We start from the raw sequence: 16,057 nt of genomic DNA on the forward strand, positions 1-16,057 counted from the left end.
TATGATAAAGCGAAAGTGGTGAGAACATGGATGAACAAATAACAGAATATTTGCATTATTTGTCGATCGAACGCGGTCTTTCAGACAATACTCGGATAAGCTATCAAAGAGACTTACACCAATACTTATCTTTCTTGAATGATCAAGGTGTGACAGATTGGCAAGCAGTAGATCGATATACAGTTGTGGCCTTTTTAACGAGCTTGACTGAAGCGGGAAAAGCGTCAACTACGATAACGCGAATGATTTCTAGTTTGCGTCGGTTCCATCAATTTCTGCGTCAAGAACGGTATACCGATCATGATCCAATGCAGCACATTGATAGCCCCAAAAAAGCGCAAAAGCTTCCACAAACTCTTTCGCTGACAGAAGTAGAACGTTTAATTGCAGCACCGGATACTACTACTGATTTAGGGATTCGAGATCGTGCTATCTTGGAGGTTATGTATGCGACGGGGCTTCGAGTTAGTGAACTGATTGGACTAAGACTTGGCGATATTCATTTGGAGATGGGCTTACTTCAGACCATCGGTAAGGGAGATAAAGAGAGAATAGTTCCGCTAGGTGATTACGCGATTCACTGGTTAGAACGGTATCTTTCTGAGGTTAGACCCTTATTAACTAAAAAAACACCAAACGAAATGTTCTTGTTTGTCAATAACCATGGTCATGGAATGAGTCGTCAAGGAATATGGAAGAATTTAAAGCAATATGTCATCAAGGCAGAGATTACAAAAGATGTTACACCACATACACTGAGACACAGCTTTGCTACACATTTACTTGAAAATGGTGCTGACTTGCGGACGGTTCAGGAACTTTTAGGACATGCCGACATATCTACAACACAAATTTACACTCATATCACTAAACGGAGAATGACCGAAGTGTATAAAGAGTTTTTCCCACGTGCTTAACAGGAGGAGAAAGAATGCTTACTCAATACCGAAAAAATCAACGCAAGATTGCAATGGGACTTTTAAGTTTTCATGAGAGTTTAAAAGATCAACAACATTTACTAAAGGAAATCGATACATACGAAGGTGACGATCGCTACCAGCTCTATTGTTATTACGATGAAAATTCTGACAATGTTCAAGGAGTAATTGGTGTAAGTCAATTGGAGGATGAAGAAATTGTTCTCCATGATATCAGCCTAAATCCTTCTTATCGTGGTGAGGGAGTGGGAATTCTCATGATGGATGAACTGCAAGCGATGTATCCAGATCAAAGAATTATTGGAACACCAGCCACTTCTGAATTTTTAGCAAAGTGGCAAGAGCATAAGCGAGGATAATATGGAAACGATTAGTTTAAAATTAGACGTCTTTGAAGGACCGTTAGATTTGTTATTACATTTAATCCAACAGTTAGAAATTGATGTATACGATATTCCAATTGCGGAAGTGACGGAACAATACATGAATTTTATTCATGCAATGAAAACTCTGGAGTTAGAGGTTGCTGGTGAATATTTGGTTATGGCAGCAACACTGATGTCAATTAAAAGTCAAATGCTGCTTCCCAAACCCGAGTTGGCGTTTGATTACGATGATGAGGAAGGCGAAGATCCTCGAGAAGCTTTGGTTCAACAACTTTTAGAATACCGTAAATATAAATATGCTGCTTCTGTATTATCTGAAAAGGAACAAGAAAGAAGTCAATTTTATACGAAGGCACCAATGGATCTCTCTGAATACGAAGAGGAACTTCTGCCTTTACCAAAGAATCAGTTGAACACAATTGACCTCTTTTTAGCTTTGCATGACGTTTTGCAACGTAAGAAGAGAAATCAGCCAATCGAAACAACAGTGTCTACAGAAACATTTACTGTTGATCAAAAGGTAAATGAAATTGGACTAAGGTTGGCAAAATTATCTGAGTCTGAAGGCTTGCCCTTAGAGTCTTTTTTTGTGCAATTTACTAAAGATGAGATGATTACTACTTTTATGGCCTTATTGGAATTAATGAAAAAGGGCCAAGCCTTAGCAACTCAAGAAGAAACTTATGCACCAATTTTGGTCTTTAAAGGAGTAGCAGCATGAATCAATTGAGTCAAATCGAAGCGATGCTTTTCGTAGTAGGGGAAGAAGGGATAAGCCTGGAAGAGTTGGCTTTCACTTTGAAACGCCCAATGCCTGAAATCTATCAGAATATTATCGATCTGAAGGAGTCTTATGAGAATAGCACAACTTCCGCACTCACTCTTTTAGAGGTTGGAAACCATTTTGTTTTAAGCACTAAAAAAGAGTTTGCGCCTTTGTTAAAAGAATTTGCGCGCTCTCCAATGGCCAATCGGCTAAGTCAGGCAGCCTTGGAAACATTATCGATTATTGCTTACAAGCAACCTGTAACACGATCGGAAATTGATGAACTACGTGGAGTCCAATCAAGCGGAGCAGTTCAAACACTAGTTGCACGGCAATTAATTGAAGAAAAGGGACGTGTTGATGGTCCTGGTCGGGCAATACTATATGGGACCAGTGCGTATTTCATGGACTATTTTGGCTTGAAAGATATTGAAGAGTTACCAGATGTTCAAAAGATGGAAGAAGATTTAGCGGATGAAAATGAACCTTTAGATTTGTTTTATGACCGCTTCAAAGAAGAGGATGAATGATAATGGAGAGATTACAAAAAGTTATTGCCCATGCAGGAATTGCCTCGCGTCGTAAGGCGGAGGCGTATATTACTGATGGCCGAGTAAAAGTAAATGGCGAGGTTATCAAGGAATTAGGAACAAAAGTTGGCAAGAAGGACATTGTTGAAGTAGACGGCGTTCCAATTTATCAAGAAGAGCCCGTGTATTATTTATTTTACAAGCCACGTGGTGTGATATCCGCTGTCACAGATGATAAGAATCGTAAGGTAGTGACAGATTATTTTTCATCTGTACCTGAAAGAATTTATCCTGTAGGACGTTTAGATTATGATACCTCTGGAATTTTACTTTTAACTAATGATGGTGATTTTTCCCAGAAATTGGCCCACCCGAAGCATCAAATTGATAAAGTTTATGTTGCTAAAGTGAAAGGATATGCCGAAAAAAGAAACTTGCTTCCTTTAACAAAGGGGATTCGTATCGAAGGTAAGAAGACAGCACCAGCTCGATTTGAAATTCTTTCAACGGATAAAAAAGCGGAGACAAGTATTATTGAATTAACGATTCATGAAGGTCGTAATCATCAAGTGAAAAATATGCTTGCTGCTGTTGGACTGCCAGTTCAAAAATTAAAACGTGAACGCTATGGGGACTTAACTTTGCAGGGACTACGTCCAGGCGAATATCGACGTTTAAATACGAAAGAAATCAACACACTATTAAATCAATCGAAATAGTCAAAATCATTTACTTGTTTTTTGATAGTAAAATTGTTATAGTGAATTTACAATAAAAAATAATTTAAGGTTCGTCTTCAGGGGCAGGGTGAAAATCCCGACCGGCGGTAATAGTCCGCGAACTGCGAAAGCAGCCGAATCGGTGTGATTCCGATACCGACAGTACAGTCTGGATAAAGAAGATAGAGCTTATTTGGGTGAGTCTAAATTCAAGTAACTCTATGCTTTTTCTGAAGCATAGAGTTTTTTTTGTGGTAAAGAACACTCAAATGGTTCGTTGAAGATGATTCCGAAACGGAGGATTTCAGATGAAGAACTTAAGGTTACAAAAAATGACAGCAGTAGCAGTAGCAGCGGCAATGGGGTTGATTTTGCAGTTCATCGCATTTCCAATTGTTCCAATGTTTCCATTTCTAAAACTGGATTTTAGTGATATTCCAGTTTTGATTAATATGTTTATCTTTGGACCATTAACTGGGATTGTAACTGCGTTTATTCGATCATTATTACATTTGACCATGACTGGTTTTTCTGTTGATAATATGATCGGAGACTTTGCTAGCTTCTTTGCCTCAACGCTGTATACTTTGCCAATTTTCTTAATGTTCAGGAAAAAAACAACGTCAAAACGAGTATTAGGGCTTGGCCTAGGAATTTTAGCGATGACTCTTTTTATGAGTGTTGCCAACTATTTTGTTATTACTCCACTTTATTTAAAAGCATTTGGACTTTCAGCAGGACAAATGCTGGGTATGGGGTTAGGCCGATATATTTTAGTAGGAATCGTTCCCTTCAACGTGCTTAAAGGAATTATCGTGAGCGCTGTTTTCTTAGTACTCCATGCAAAATTGTTGCCATGGTTATCGAAGAAAACATTAACCTCACAACACCATTCCGTATAGAAAGATACAAAAAAATCTCAGATGAAATGTCTGAGATTTTTTTTGTCTATCTATGTTATTATGATTTTTGATAAAGGATGGCATGGGAAGGACAGCGTTTAGCAGATTGAATGACAGCTGCTTGCTGATCTTCAGGTATAAATTCGTGAGTTGCTTCTGGCTCTCCGATAAAAAGGACAAGACCATCATCAGTATAATCAAAGATTTCTGGCGCGATTGTTTGGCATAACCCACAGGCGATGCAGCGCTCAGGAATGATTTCACATTTCATTACTTCACCTTCCACAGGAGATTATATTATGACTTTTTTTATTTTAACGTTATTTAAGGCAGGCTACAAGTTAAGAACCTCTACCTTATATCATTTATTAGTGGGTAAAAGAACCAGTTCTGTATTACTCCATGGTTTTTTTCACGAAAATTTGCCTTATTTAGGAGCATTGCCGAATCTAAAAGAAGAAGTATTCCGAAAAGAACTGCAGCGGCTGATTGAAAAGCAGTTGATTTTAGTAAATGATGGTTTCGGAGAACTAACCGTTGAGGGGCAGAGAGTATTAGGAAAAGAATCCTATCCCTTTTATGGGCTGAATAACCTGCGCTATGGTCGTATGAGGGAGAATATGTGGCACATGATTCTTTTCTCAGTACAAGTAATCAGTCATTTATCTTTTAATGAAAAAAATTATCTCCCAATTGAAAACCGTCCATACTATTTACAGCAAATAAAAAAATGGTTGGCTCATTCTAAAGTAGATGTGATTGTAAAATTTAAACAGGAATTGGAGCTGATTTTTCAAAAATTACCAGTAAATGAAGCAGATTTTTTGGCGAATCAATTTTCTGGCGTAGAGTTTCAAGGGAAAACAGCGTATCAGTTACTGCCAGAAAAATGGCTGGAAGAACCATGGAGCAGTCTCTACCAGCAAAATGCAATTGATCTTTTTCTGGCGCAAGTCATGCAGGATAATAGTGGGGAAATATTTAGGTTACTCTCTAATTTGGATCAACAAAATCTGAATCAAAGCATGCTAATTACAAAGCAATTTTTTTTGGCGGGAAAATCAATAGATGAAATACTAAAATTACGTCATTTAAAGCAAGGGACTGTCAATGATCATTTTATTGAATGGGCATTAATAGATGAAAATTTTCCTTTTAAAAGTTTTGAGCTCATCAATTTCAATGAGCTAGATAAGAATCAAATCGTCAATGCACGGTTTCAAGAATACGATAGTTCATATTTAACGTTCCGTTTATCACAAATTTATCGTATGAGGGAGAAATAATGGAGTTAACAGAAGTTTTAAAGGCAAAGTTTAATTACGAGCAATTTCGTCCCGGACAAAAGGAAATTATTCAGACTCTTTTAGCTGGAAAGTCTGTATTGGGCATGCTGCCTACAGGAACAGGAAAATCTTTGTGTTACCAATTACCAGGGTATTTGTTAGAAGGTACAGTAATTGTGATTTCTCCTTTGATCTCTCTAATGGAGGATCAAGTAACGCAACTCCAACGTATAGGAGAAAAAAGAGCAGTCGCGCTGAACAGTTTACTGTCTGGATGGGAAAAGCAATGGGTTTTGAGCGAAGCACATAACTATAAGTTTATTTTTATGAGTCCAGAGATGTTTTTGACTCCTAACGTTCAAAAAAAGTTGCAGGAAATAAAACTTTCCTTAGTAGTTGTTGATGAAGCCCATTGTATTTCACAATGGGGAATTGATTTTCGACCAGAATATTTAAAGCTTGCTGATGGAATAAAATTCGTAGAAGCTTCCCTGGTTTTAGCGTTAACTGCAACTGCTACGAAAGCTGTGCGACAAGATATTCAGCGTTTGCTCTTCACTCGTAAAGCAGCAGAAGAATACATTTATTCTGTAGATCGTCCCAATATAAGTTTTTTTGTCTATCAGGAAGATAAATTAGAAAAGTTACAAGAATTGGTTGAATCCTTACGTGGTGCGGGAATCGTTTACTGCGCGACTAGAAAAAAGGTAGAAGAGCTTTACCAATTACTTAAGTCAAACCACTCGGTCGCCTATTATCACGGTGGTCTTAGCGGGCAAGAAAGGCGGATGCTTCAACAACAGTTTATCGCCGGTGATTTGCAATTGCTCATTGCAACCAATGCATTTGGCATGGGAATTAACAAGGATAATATTCGATATGTTATCCACTATGATCTACCAGATTCACCTGAAAATTATTTACAGGAGGTTGGACGTGCTGGTAGAGATGGACAAGCGAGTCAGGCGATACTCCTTTATGAAGCAGGAGACGAACATATTCATCATTTTTTACAGGAACAAACCAATCAATCAAAAAAGCTTTTTGAAATCAAACAAACAATGAGTGATCTTGTTTTTGAAGACCCATTAATTAAAAAATGGGAACACTTTTTTCCTGAAGAGAGTGACGAATTATTGGCTCTATTGAGTCAACGTGGAATGACAAAACGACTCCAATTACAAAAAATGCTGGAGTACATTTCATTATCCACTTGTCGCCGTGAGTTTTTAGTTACCTATTTTGACGAAACGCTCCATGAAAAAAATCCCATTTGTTGTGATAATGACGGAGCTACTTTATCTACTAAAAAGAGTGAAGTGGAAAATATTGCGACAGTGTTACCATGGAAAAAAATATTTCAAAAAATTTTTAAAAATGATATGAAAGATTGAAAATTGACGCATATTTTTTTTGAGCTATGGTATAATACATGGCGATAGCATTTAGGAGGTTAGAGAAATTGAGTAGAAAAGATCGCTATAACGATACGAATAATGAACCGTGGGATCAACATATTTACGAATCTGATAGTGAAGAAGAAACTTATTCACGCAGCCAGTCTCGTCGTAGTGGTGGTGGTAATAAAGGTGGCGGAAATACGAAATTCTTAACGATTCTAGTCGCATTATTGTTAGCCCTTATTTTGATTCCAGCCGGTGCCTTTTTCTGGATTACTCGTGATAATGACAAGCCAGCGGCCTCTCCTGAGAGTACAACGCAGGTGTCTAAAGTATCTTCGACAGAAAAGTCTAGCACCGAAGAAAGCAGTACTGAAGAAAGTACAGCTTCAACAGATACACAGGCTGCACAAGAATCTCAACAACAAGCCGATGCAGAACAACAAGCAGCACAAGCCGCAGCATCTCAATCTCAGGCAGCAGCAGAGGCGGCAGCCTCTCAATCAGCAGCTCAAGCGGCACAACAAACAACGCCATCTTCAAGTGTAGCTGATGATCCGAATGCCCAATATGGTACAGTCCAATCAGGCGAAGGCCCTCAACAAATTGCTGGAAGATATGGTCTTTCTGTTGATGAATTTCTTCGGTTGAATGGAATGGATAGAAGCAACTTTTATTTTGATCCAGGTCAGCAGGTACGTATTAAATAATTTGAATATCTTGCCGTAATCGTTAGCGATTACGGCTTATTTATTGAAAAGAGGCAAAACATGGAAAATATTTCAATTGCAATTGACGGTCCAGCATCCTCTGGAAAAAGTACAGTAGCAAAAATTTTAGCAAATGATTTCAATTTTATATATGTTGACACAGGTGCAATGTATCGGGCGATTACTTATTTAGCAATCAAGCATCAGATACCTTTTTCGGATGAAGCGGCTTTGGCGGAGTTGACGAAGCAATATCCAATCACCTTCAAACAATCTGCTTACGGACAATTAGTATTTGCAGATAATGAGGAAATTACCCAAGCAATTCGCCAAACGGACGTTACAGCTGCTGTATCAGAAGTTTCTTCACATGGTAAAGTTCGAGAAGAGCTAGTAGAGGCTCAACGTCAACTAGCTCAAAAAGGCGGAGTCGTAATGGACGGTCGCGATATTGGTACGACCGTCTTACCTAAAGCGGAGGTAAAGATTTTTTTGGTGGCAAGTGTTGAAGAACGGGCGCAGCGTCGCTACAAGGAGAATCAGGAAAAGGGTATAAAAATGGACTTTGAAGCAATCAAAGAAGCCATCGCAAAACGCGATTATTTAGATTCTCATAGAGAAGTCTCGCCATTAGTGCAAGCAGCAGATGCTGAATTGGTCGATACAACTGGAATGTCGATCGAACAGGTAGTAACGAAGATTAAAGAGGTCATTTACTCAAAAGGTTTCTAAATTTTGGATAAAATCGATAAATAAAGCGAAATTCTTTCAAATTTTTAGAAAAAAAGAAGAAATCGCTTTATTTTTCATGTGGATTATTCTAAAATAGAACATGTAGTGTATTTTACGCAGAATTGTTGGTAAGGAGGACAAACGACATGACAGAATTAGAACAAAATTCGATGGAAAACGAAAATGTTTCCATGGAAGCAGCAATGGAAAGTGTGCATGAAGTTCAAGTTGGCGATATTGTTAAAGGTGAGGTGCTCGCCTTAGAAGATAAACAAGTTATCGTTGGTATTGAAGGTGCAGGGGTAGAAGGTGTAGTTCCTGCTAAAGAACTTTCAACATTACCTGTTGAAGATATCAATGAAGAAGTCAAGGTTGGCGATATTCTTGATTTAGTCGTTATCTCTTCTATCGGAAAAGACAAAGAAAATGGTAGTTATCTTCTTTCTAAACGACGCTTAGATGCGAAAAAGGTTTGGGAAGATATCGAAAAAGAATTCCAAGATGGAAAAATTATCGAAGCACCGGTAACTAGCAGCGTCAAAGGTGGTTTAGTAGTTGATGTAGGTGTACGTGGTTTTGTACCAGCATCAATGATTGACGATCACTTTGTGGATGATTTTTCAGCGTATACTGGAAAAACATTGAAATTCAAAATTATTGAAATCGAGCCTTCTGAGAATCGTTTGATTCTATCTCATAAAGCAGTGGTGGAAGCTGAAAAAGCAGAGAAGAAAAAGGAAATTTTAGCAGATCTATATGAAGGTCAAGTCATTAAGGGGCAAGTTGCTCGTCTTACAGATTTCGGTGCATTTATTGATCTTGGCGGTATTGATGGATTGGTTCACGTATCAGAAATTTCTCACAGCCATGTGGCAAAACCTGCGGATGTCTTGAATGTAGGCGATGAAGTTGAAGTTCAAGTGCTTTCTGTAGATCCAGAGAAAGAGCGTATCTCTTTATCAATTAAAGCGAATCTGCCTGGTCCTTGGACAGATATCGAAGAAAAAGCAGCACCTGGTTCAATCCTTGAAGGAACAGTGAAACGCTTAACCAGCTTCGGTGCTTTTGTTGAAATTTTCCCTGGTGTAGAGGGACTTGTTCATATTTCTCAAATTTCTCACAAGCATATTGCGACACCGCACGAAGTCTTACATGAGGGGGATCAAGTACAAGTAAAAGTTCTTGAAGTACATCCTGAAGAGCATCGTGTAGCACTTTCAATTAAAGCATTGGAAGAAAAGCCTGAAGAGGCTAAAGCAGAACCTGTAGAAGAAGAATCTTATGAGTTGCCTGAGGAAAATACTGGCTTCACAATGGGAGACATCTTAGGCGACGCTTTAAATGAAGACTCAGAGGACAACGAATAAATATTAGCTATTTTGAGGCGTGTTTAAGCACGCCTCTTTTTTATGCAGAAATCATTGAATGCGTATAAAAACTGAAAATTCTTCAAACGGAAACAACTTAATTTTCTTATTAATTCATCCGTGAAAATGATTCCTTCTCTTGCAAGAAGGAGCTTTCTTGGTTAAACTAAAGAGAATTTGAAAAAAATTGCCGTTGCTAGCTCTACTAAGTAGTTCATTAGTAGAAGAGAATGTAGTTGAATCGATAATAGATTTTGTGGAAATTTATTCTAGCAATTTGAGTATGCTCTAAGTTTTATAGTATGTTTTTGTCCTAGTAGACTTAGTTGCTGCTATGGATTGGAACAGGACATACTTATCACAAAAGTAGATACTATGAGCATTAGGCTCATTTTTTAAAAAATTTAATACAGTAATTAGGAACGAGGAATTAAATTATGTCAAATCCTACAATTGCCATCGTTGGCCGTCCGAACGTCGGTAAATCAACATTATTTAATCGAATCGCTGGGGAACGCATTTCAATCGTGGAGGATACGCCTGGCGTAACACGTGATCGAATCTATGCAAAAGGTGAATGGCTGGATCATGAATTCTCAATCATTGATACCGGTGGAATCGATATTGGTGATGAACCTTTTATGGAACAAATTAAGCAACAGGCTCAAATTGCGATTGATGAAGCAGATGTGATTTTGCTTGTGGCAAGTGGAAAAGAAGGCGTCACTGATGCAGATGAAGCAGTAGCAAAAATTTTGTATCGCAGTAAAAAACCAATCATCTTAATGGTGAATAAAGTAGATAATCCTGAAATGCGTAACGACATTTACGAATTCTATTCTTTGGGATTAGGAGAACCATATCCTGTTTCTGGAAGCCATGGGCTTGGTTTAGGAGATGTACTAGATGAAGCAGTCAAACATTTCCCAGCAGAAAATGAAGATGATGAAGATCAATCTATCAAATTTAGTTTAATTGGTCGGCCGAATGTTGGAAAATCTTCACTAATCAATGCTATTTTAGGCGAAGACCGAGTGATCGTTTCAGATATTGAAGGAACAACAAGGGATGCAATTGATACAAAATTTGTTGGCGAAAACGGTCAAGAATTTACAATGATTGATACAGCTGGAATGCGGAAACGCGGCAAAGTTTATGAAAATACAGAAAAGTATTCTGTTATGCGTGCGATGCGCGCGATTGACCGCTCGGATGTTGTTCTTGTCGTTTTAAACGGGGAAGAAGGGATTCGTGAACAAGATAAGCGAATCGCCGGTTATGCCCATGAGGCGGGTCGAGGTGTGATTATCGTGGTCAATAAATGGGATCTGGTCAAAAAAGATACCAATACCATGAAAAAATTCGAGGAAGAAATTCGTGATGAGTTTGCTTATCTGGATTATGCACCAATTGTTTTTGTCTCAGCAATGACCAAGCAACGTTTGAATAGAATTCCAACGATGATAGAAGAGGTCAGCATGAATCAGAACTTGCGTATCCCATCTTCTGTATTGAACGACATCATTATGGACGCTGTTGCAATTAATCCAACACCGACAGATAAAGGCAAGCGATTAAAGATTTTTTATGCGACTCAAGTAGCGGTAAAGCCTCCGACATTTGTGGTTTTTGTAAATGAAGAGGAACTTATGCATTTTTCTTATGCACGGTTTTTAGAAAATCAAATTCGAAAGGCATTTGAGTTTGAAGGAACACCGATAAAAATAATTGCTCGGAGAAGAAAATAAGGTATTTTATCATACTTTTATTTTGGTGACAACAGATTTCTCTGAATGATAAAACAACCATGAATTTTGTGCCATTAATCGTTAAAAACCTTGCTAACATAAGGTTCTTATGCTATCGTTATAACAGAATATTGACCAAATCAATATTTCTTTGCTGATGGCTGGACCACTCAGTTATCAGTTGATGTTTAGACATCACTACTCATTTCTCAGGAGGTGAATTCATTCATGGCAAACAAAGCAGAATTGATCGAAAAAGTTGCAGCAGCTACTGACTTAACTAAGAAAGACGCTACAGCTGCTGTCGATGCTGTATTTTCAACTATCCAAGACGCATTAGCTGAAGGTGAAAAAGTTCAGTTGATCGGCTTCGGTAACTTTGAAGTACGTGAACGTGCGGCCCGTAAAGGACGTAACCCACAAACTGGTGAAGAAATCGAAATTCCAGCAAGCAAAGTACCTGCGTTCAAACCAGGTAAAGCGTTAAAAGACGCAGTTAAATAATTTTTGCTGCTAAAACCGTTGTGACTTTAACAGTCACAGCGGTTTTTTGTCTGAAATGAGAACAAAATTAATTGATACTTATTTCTTTTTGATGTCGTTATTTCATTCTGTTTGTAACTTATTTTTTGTTTTACGAAAGGCTTTACATACGATAAAATGAAGAAAAGATTTTTATTTTTTCTTTGGAGTAGCTCAATGGCTTTTTAGAAAATGATATACTACTCAATAATGGGAGAAAAAATAAGGGAAGAAAGAGGGTGAAGCGATGTCAAAGGAGCGTCTATTTTATGTTGAGAAAAACGACTCTTGGCATTCGTATGAGTTTCTTGCACAAAGAAAAAATGATCCTAAGTGGCGACAAGCTTTTTTAGAAGCAGATGCATTACTGGAACAAGAAGATAAGAAAAGAAAGCGTCGCAACTTTATTATATTGCTAGTATCTGTTCCGCTATTATTGATTCTTGTTTTAGTCGGACTGTATTTTTATGGATCTTCGGATGAAGAGGCAATTCCCAAACGAGAAGTAAGTTTGAACGATTCGACATCTGTTTCCACAGTGGCGACAGATGAATCAAAGACAATTGATACTTCCAGTGTTGGTCAGGTGCTAACAACTCCTTGGGGCGAACAGGTAACCGTATTGAGAATTCTATCCAATGGAGAACGTGTGATCAAAGAAGGCTACTCCCCATCAGATTTAAATGGAGATGGCCTGTTAACCTTTGAAGAGCTGTCAGAAGTGGAAGAAAAAGCAAATCAAGGGGTTCAACAACCTTACCAACAACCACAACAGGGACAAAACTATCAGCAACAACCCCAACAAGGGCAAAGCTATCAGCAACAACCGCAACAGGATCAAAATAATCAGCAACAAACGCCTCAAGATAATCAACAAGGTGTACAGCCAAGTCAATCCAACGGGCAACAGACTCCTTCAAATCAGGACGGTGGCACTACACAGAATCAGCAAAACACACCACAAAGTCAATAACTAAGTACTTTTATTCTTACGTGAATTGTATTTTTTGTAGGTATAATCCAGATACTTTTTTATTCCTGTAATAAATAGAGATGAAATGTCTCATAGCCTTTCGCAGTTTTGTTGCGGGAGGTTTTTTTGTAGTATAAAATAAAGAAAACGGGGTGAGCGGGATGGAAATAACCTATCAAAATAAAAAGAAGGAAACACAGATTATTTATGGAGAGACCGTCGCTTCAATGATGCGTGAAAAAGATTTACAAAATAAACAAATACTATTTTGTGGAAATCAACGATACTATGATCTGTACGCTGAAAAACTACGACAATTTATCCCTAAAACGAGTACTCATGACTGGTTTATCACGCCTAACAATCGATACTGCAATACAATGGAAAGTTTTCAAGAATTGATTCGTTTTTTAGAACGCTTTAGCCGACAAAAGGAAACAATCTTTCTTGGGATCGGAAACGAAGGGGTTATTGAGCTTTTGGGTTTTACCCACCATGTTACCAATCTCTCAGCAGAGCTTTGCTTTTTTCCTGTATCACTTAGATCCTTTGCTCAAAGTCTGTCCTTTATTGATCAGATAGTTTCAGATAAAAATTTGATGACAGTCATGGAAATCGAAGAGGTACCAAAAAGCATTCTGTTTGATCATACTTTGGCTGATCAACAAAAAACTGGGAAAATGGTAGACCTTTTGACCTTGATTCGTTGTGGTATAGTCTGTGATTATTCCTTTTTACAAAGTTTATACAAGAATTTTCCTACGCGGGAAGCCCTTTTTCAGCACTCTTTTTCTGCTTTCAGCGAGACGCTGATCTATTACTATCAGGACAATAGCGAGGAACTGCGTAATTTTGGTAAAATATTTGAGAAAGCTTTTTTTCAAACAGAGAATGGGTCATTATTATCCAATAGTATGAAGACGATGTTTGGCTTGTTATTTGAGTTTGCATGGAATGTCACAACAAGCAATCTTCATTTCAATTTTAAAAATTTTATGATATGGTTGGTGCGATTAGGATTTCCTATTATGATGCCAGAAGGAATCTCCTTGGCTGATTACGGGCAGCAAGTCATTGCCTTAGCGCAGGAAAAGCCCTTAGCAGGATTAATTCAAATCGGTGAAGTCGGTATGGAAAAAGTCCCGACCCAAAAAGAGTTGCTTCAAACATTTGAAGTATATCAAAAAATCGTAACAGAGATCAGGGGAGAATAGATGTCAAGTTATAGCGAAAAGATGCTTGCAGCATTAAAAAATGAAGATTTAACAGAAGCAAATCTAATGTTTGAAGAAGCATTAAAAAAAGATGATCCAGAAATTTTAGCTAGTTTAGCTGAAGAATTACAAGCGTTAGGTTTTTTAGAAGAAGCAAAAAAAGTATTAGAAAAATTAGTGACTGATTTTCCTCAAGAAGATGTTTTTTACCTTTCTTTAGCAGAAATTGCGATTGAAAATGATGATATTGATGGAGCCTTCTCGTACTTAGAAAAAATTGAACCTGACAGTGAAAATTATCTAGAAAGTCTGTTAGTGACAGCCGACTTGTATCAGGTTCTAGGTATTCCTGAGGTTAGCGAAGCCAAGCTTTTACAAGCCAAAACGATTGCACCAGAAGAACCTTTGATTACATTTGCTCTTGCAGAGTTACATTTTTCTGCGAATCAATTAGGAGAGGCCATCAATGACTATGGACAGCTTCAAAAACAGGGCATTGATGAGATCGCGAATGTTTCAATTGATGAAAGAATCGGTTCAGCCTATAGCATGATGGGCGGATTTGAAGAGGCGATCCCATTTTTAGAACGGGCATTGGAAAAAGAACATACTTCTGATCGGTTGTTCCAACTAGGATTTACTTACTATCAGTTGCATGATCACCAAAAAGCCATTAATTACTTACAGGAGTTAATTACACTTGATCCTCAATACCAAAGTGGCTATTACTATCTTGCTGACAGTTTGAAAGAAGAAGAATTACTGGAAGAAGCGTTGCTTTCTGCAGAGGAAGGAATCAAAGAAAATCCTTATCAAGTGGAACTACTGCATTTAGCCTCTGAAATCGCTTATCGATTGCGTGATAGTAAAAAAGCTGAAGAGTTGTTAATTCAGGCAATTGAAACAGGCGATAAAACGGATGAAACTTTGTTGACATTAAGTAACCTTTATCTAAATGAAGACCAGCCTGATAAAGCGATCGAGATGATTTCCCAGATGGATGAGGAGGATAATCCTTACGCTGCATGGAATTTAGCGCAGGCCTATAACGAACTAGAAGATTTCGATGCGGCTCGCACCTATTATAAGCAAGCGTATGAAGATCTGTCTCATGAGCCGGACTTTTTGAAGGCTTACGGAATCTTTTTACGTGAGGATGGTCAATTGGAACAGGCACGAGTTGTTTTAATGAGCTACTTGCAACAAGAACCTGGTGATTTAGAAGTACAATCATTATTAGAAGAGTAGAGAGGTGAGAAAAATGATCGATGTAGGTGAAAAGCGTGAATTTCTCGTGTGGTTGATCAATAATGTAAGTTTTCAACGTCGAGAAGTGATTTGGATTTTGAATTACTTAATTAATCATGAAGCAATTCTACGAAATGTTCACATTGTCGAGCAGGCGCTAGAAACTAAACGTGGGTTAGTTTTTCGAGACATTACCCAACGTGAGGAACCGATGGTGTTTTCAATTGAGGGACATCAGTTTTCGAATAGTGATCAGATTTTTCATGAAATTCGTCTGCATTGGCAACAACCTTTATATCTAGAATGCATTTTTCCAAATTCATGGCAAAATGCACAATATTTATCCGTTCTTGAGGACAATCCCGCACTTTCTTGGAATGATAATGTTAGTGAAGAGATCGTAACGGAAGTGGAAAACTATTTGAAATTTCAAGAACAGGAAGCACAAGTAGACTTATTGAAAAAGCAAATTGATATGGCCTTAGAAGATGGCGACAAGGAAGCTTTTCTCATCTTATCAGATGAACTAAACAGGCTCAAATTAACCATACACGAATAAAAAGATACCGCAGACAATGAGCCGACCTCCAAAAGTTAGACCAAAATCTAACTCTTG

General features: G+C 37.9%; 18 protein-coding genes and 1 riboswitch. Of the genes, 17 read left to right on the forward strand and 1 reads right to left on the reverse strand.

Annotated features, from left to right (window positions below; all coding sequences use genetic code 11):
• The first annotated feature begins 26 nt into the window (after positions 1 to 26).
• The 6 genes from xerD to RV13_RS11370 all read left to right on the forward strand — a co-directional run bounded on the left by xerD (position 27) and on the right by RV13_RS11370 (position 4,241).
• Positions 27 to 917: a site-specific tyrosine recombinase XerD gene (gene xerD, locus RV13_RS11345; protein WP_010744610.1), complete on the forward strand. Its 891-nt coding sequence runs from the start codon at positions 27 to 29 to the stop codon at positions 915 to 917.
• Positions 918 to 931: 14 nt separating this feature from the next.
• Positions 932 to 1,297, forward strand: coding sequence for a GNAT family N-acetyltransferase (locus RV13_RS11350; RefSeq protein ID WP_010744611.1), 366 nt, complete (start codon positions 932 to 934; stop codon positions 1,295 to 1,297).
• A 1-nt stretch (position 1,298) separates the two neighbouring features.
• A complete protein-coding gene (locus tag RV13_RS11355) occupies positions 1,299 to 2,045 on the forward strand; it encodes a segregation/condensation protein A (protein WP_010744612.1) in 747 nt (248 codons plus the stop codon).
• Positions 2,042 to 2,620, forward strand: coding sequence for an SMC-Scp complex subunit ScpB (scpB, locus tag RV13_RS11360; protein WP_010744613.1), 579 nt, complete (start codon positions 2,042 to 2,044; stop codon positions 2,618 to 2,620). The genes RV13_RS11355 and scpB overlap by 4 nt, the downstream gene beginning before the upstream one ends.
• Positions 2,621 to 2,622: 2 nt before the next feature.
• Positions 2,623 to 3,339 carry a pseudouridine synthase gene (locus RV13_RS11365; RefSeq protein WP_010744614.1) on the forward strand — a complete coding sequence of 239 codons (717 nt, stop codon included), beginning with the start codon at positions 2,623 to 2,625 and terminating at the stop codon, positions 3,337 to 3,339.
• A 69-nt stretch (positions 3,340 to 3,408) separates the two neighbouring features.
• Positions 3,409 to 3,527: riboswitch (FMN riboswitch) on the forward strand.
• A gap of 120 nt (positions 3,528 to 3,647) precedes the next feature.
• Positions 3,648 to 4,241 (forward strand): ECF transporter S component, encoded by a 594-nt coding sequence (locus RV13_RS11370; protein ID WP_010744615.1) that lies wholly within the window; start codon positions 3,648 to 3,650, stop codon positions 4,239 to 4,241.
• Positions 4,242 to 4,299: 58 nt separating this feature from the next.
• Here the strand turns inward: RV13_RS11370 and RV13_RS11375 are convergent, their stop codons facing one another.
• Complete coding sequence (locus RV13_RS11375; RefSeq protein WP_010744616.1) at positions 4,300 to 4,512, reverse strand: ferredoxin; 213 nt, start codon at positions 4,510 to 4,512, stop codon at positions 4,300 to 4,302.
• A 28-nt stretch (positions 4,513 to 4,540) separates the two neighbouring features.
• On the opposite strand from RV13_RS11375, the gene RV13_RS11380 reads away from it, so the two are divergent.
• The 11 genes from RV13_RS11380 (at position 4,541) to RV13_RS11430 (ending at position 16,000) form a co-directional block, all read left to right on the forward strand.
• Positions 4,541 to 5,527, forward strand: a complete 987-nt coding sequence (locus RV13_RS11380; protein WP_010744617.1) for a helix-turn-helix domain-containing protein — start codon at positions 4,541 to 4,543, stop codon at positions 5,525 to 5,527.
• Complete coding sequence (locus tag RV13_RS11385; RefSeq protein ID WP_010744618.1) at positions 5,527 to 6,921, forward strand: RecQ family ATP-dependent DNA helicase; 1,395 nt, start codon at positions 5,527 to 5,529, stop codon at positions 6,919 to 6,921. Before RV13_RS11380 ends, RV13_RS11385 begins: the two co-directional genes overlap by 1 nt.
• A gap of 68 nt (positions 6,922 to 6,989) precedes the next feature.
• Complete coding sequence (locus RV13_RS11390; RefSeq protein ID WP_010744619.1) at positions 6,990 to 7,637, forward strand: LysM peptidoglycan-binding domain-containing protein; 648 nt, start codon at positions 6,990 to 6,992, stop codon at positions 7,635 to 7,637.
• A gap of 60 nt (positions 7,638 to 7,697) precedes the next feature.
• Complete coding sequence (cmk, locus tag RV13_RS11395; protein ID WP_010744620.1) at positions 7,698 to 8,369, forward strand: (d)CMP kinase; 672 nt, start codon at positions 7,698 to 7,700, stop codon at positions 8,367 to 8,369.
• Between the two features lie 146 nt (positions 8,370 to 8,515).
• Positions 8,516 to 9,736, forward strand: a complete 1,221-nt coding sequence (gene rpsA, locus RV13_RS11400; protein WP_010744621.1) for a 30S ribosomal protein S1 — start codon at positions 8,516 to 8,518, stop codon at positions 9,734 to 9,736.
• Between the two features lie 437 nt (positions 9,737 to 10,173).
• Entirely contained in the window at positions 10,174 to 11,484 is a 1,311-nt protein-coding gene (gene der / locus RV13_RS11405) for a ribosome biogenesis GTPase Der (RefSeq protein ID WP_010744622.1), read from the forward strand.
• A 228-nt stretch (positions 11,485 to 11,712) separates the two neighbouring features.
• Entirely contained in the window at positions 11,713 to 11,988 is a 276-nt protein-coding gene (locus RV13_RS11410) for an HU family DNA-binding protein (protein WP_010744623.1), read from the forward strand.
• A gap of 265 nt (positions 11,989 to 12,253) precedes the next feature.
• A complete protein-coding gene (locus RV13_RS11415) occupies positions 12,254 to 12,979 on the forward strand; it encodes a hypothetical protein (protein ID WP_010744624.1) in 726 nt (241 codons plus the stop codon).
• 161 nt (positions 12,980 to 13,140) lie between these two features.
• Positions 13,141 to 14,193 carry a hypothetical protein gene (locus RV13_RS11420; protein ID WP_010744625.1) on the forward strand — a complete coding sequence of 351 codons (1,053 nt, stop codon included), beginning with the start codon at positions 13,141 to 13,143 and terminating at the stop codon, positions 14,191 to 14,193.
• The gene (locus tag RV13_RS11425) at positions 14,194 to 15,441 is read left to right on the forward strand and encodes a tetratricopeptide repeat protein (protein WP_010744626.1); all 1,248 of its coding nucleotides are present in this window, start codon (positions 14,194 to 14,196) and stop codon (positions 15,439 to 15,441) included.
• A gap of 13 nt (positions 15,442 to 15,454) precedes the next feature.
• The gene (locus RV13_RS11430) at positions 15,455 to 16,000 is read left to right on the forward strand and encodes a YpiB family protein (RefSeq protein ID WP_010744627.1); all 546 of its coding nucleotides are present in this window, start codon (positions 15,455 to 15,457) and stop codon (positions 15,998 to 16,000) included.
• The last annotated feature ends 57 nt before the right edge of the window (positions 16,001 to 16,057 follow it).

Source organism: Enterococcus raffinosus (assembly GCF_001886185.1).
GTDB classification, from domain to species: domain Bacteria; phylum Bacillota; class Bacilli; order Lactobacillales; family Enterococcaceae; genus Enterococcus_A; species Enterococcus_A raffinosus.

Excerpts from the sequence above, each read along its gene's own strand:
- RV13_RS11420 (WP_010744625.1), top strand. The coding sequence starts at position 13,141 with ATGGAAATAACCTATCAAAATAAAAAGAAGGAAACACAGATTATTTAT.
- xerD (WP_010744610.1), top strand. The coding sequence starts at position 27 with ATGGATGAACAAATAACAGAATATTTGCATTATTTGTCGATCGAACGC.
- cmk (WP_010744620.1), top strand. The coding sequence starts at position 7,698 with ATGGAAAATATTTCAATTGCAATTGACGGTCCAGCATCCTCTGGAAAA.
- RV13_RS11415 (WP_010744624.1), top strand. The coding sequence starts at position 12,254 with ATGTCAAAGGAGCGTCTATTTTATGTTGAGAAAAACGACTCTTGGCAT.
- scpB (WP_010744613.1), top strand. The coding sequence starts at position 2,042 with ATGAATCAATTGAGTCAAATCGAAGCGATGCTTTTCGTAGTAGGGGAA.
- RV13_RS11425 (WP_010744626.1), top strand. The coding sequence starts at position 14,194 with ATGTCAAGTTATAGCGAAAAGATGCTTGCAGCATTAAAAAATGAAGAT.
- RV13_RS11430 (WP_010744627.1), top strand. The coding sequence starts at position 15,455 with ATGATCGATGTAGGTGAAAAGCGTGAATTTCTCGTGTGGTTGATCAAT.
- RV13_RS11410 (WP_010744623.1), top strand. The coding sequence starts at position 11,713 with ATGGCAAACAAAGCAGAATTGATCGAAAAAGTTGCAGCAGCTACTGAC.
- RV13_RS11385 (WP_010744618.1), top strand. The coding sequence starts at position 5,527 with ATGGAGTTAACAGAAGTTTTAAAGGCAAAGTTTAATTACGAGCAATTT.
- RV13_RS11380 (WP_010744617.1), top strand. The coding sequence starts at position 4,541 with ATGACTTTTTTTATTTTAACGTTATTTAAGGCAGGCTACAAGTTAAGA.
- RV13_RS11370 (WP_010744615.1), top strand. The coding sequence starts at position 3,648 with ATGAAGAACTTAAGGTTACAAAAAATGACAGCAGTAGCAGTAGCAGCG.
- RV13_RS11355 (WP_010744612.1), top strand. The coding sequence starts at position 1,299 with ATGGAAACGATTAGTTTAAAATTAGACGTCTTTGAAGGACCGTTAGAT.
- RV13_RS11375 (WP_010744616.1), bottom strand. The coding sequence starts at position 4,512 with ATGAAATGTGAAATCATTCCTGAGCGCTGCATCGCCTGTGGGTTATGC.
- rpsA (WP_010744621.1), top strand. The coding sequence starts at position 8,516 with ATGACAGAATTAGAACAAAATTCGATGGAAAACGAAAATGTTTCCATG.
- RV13_RS11365 (WP_010744614.1), top strand. The coding sequence starts at position 2,623 with ATGGAGAGATTACAAAAAGTTATTGCCCATGCAGGAATTGCCTCGCGT.
- RV13_RS11350 (WP_010744611.1), top strand. The coding sequence starts at position 932 with ATGCTTACTCAATACCGAAAAAATCAACGCAAGATTGCAATGGGACTT.
- der (WP_010744622.1), top strand. The coding sequence starts at position 10,174 with ATGTCAAATCCTACAATTGCCATCGTTGGCCGTCCGAACGTCGGTAAA.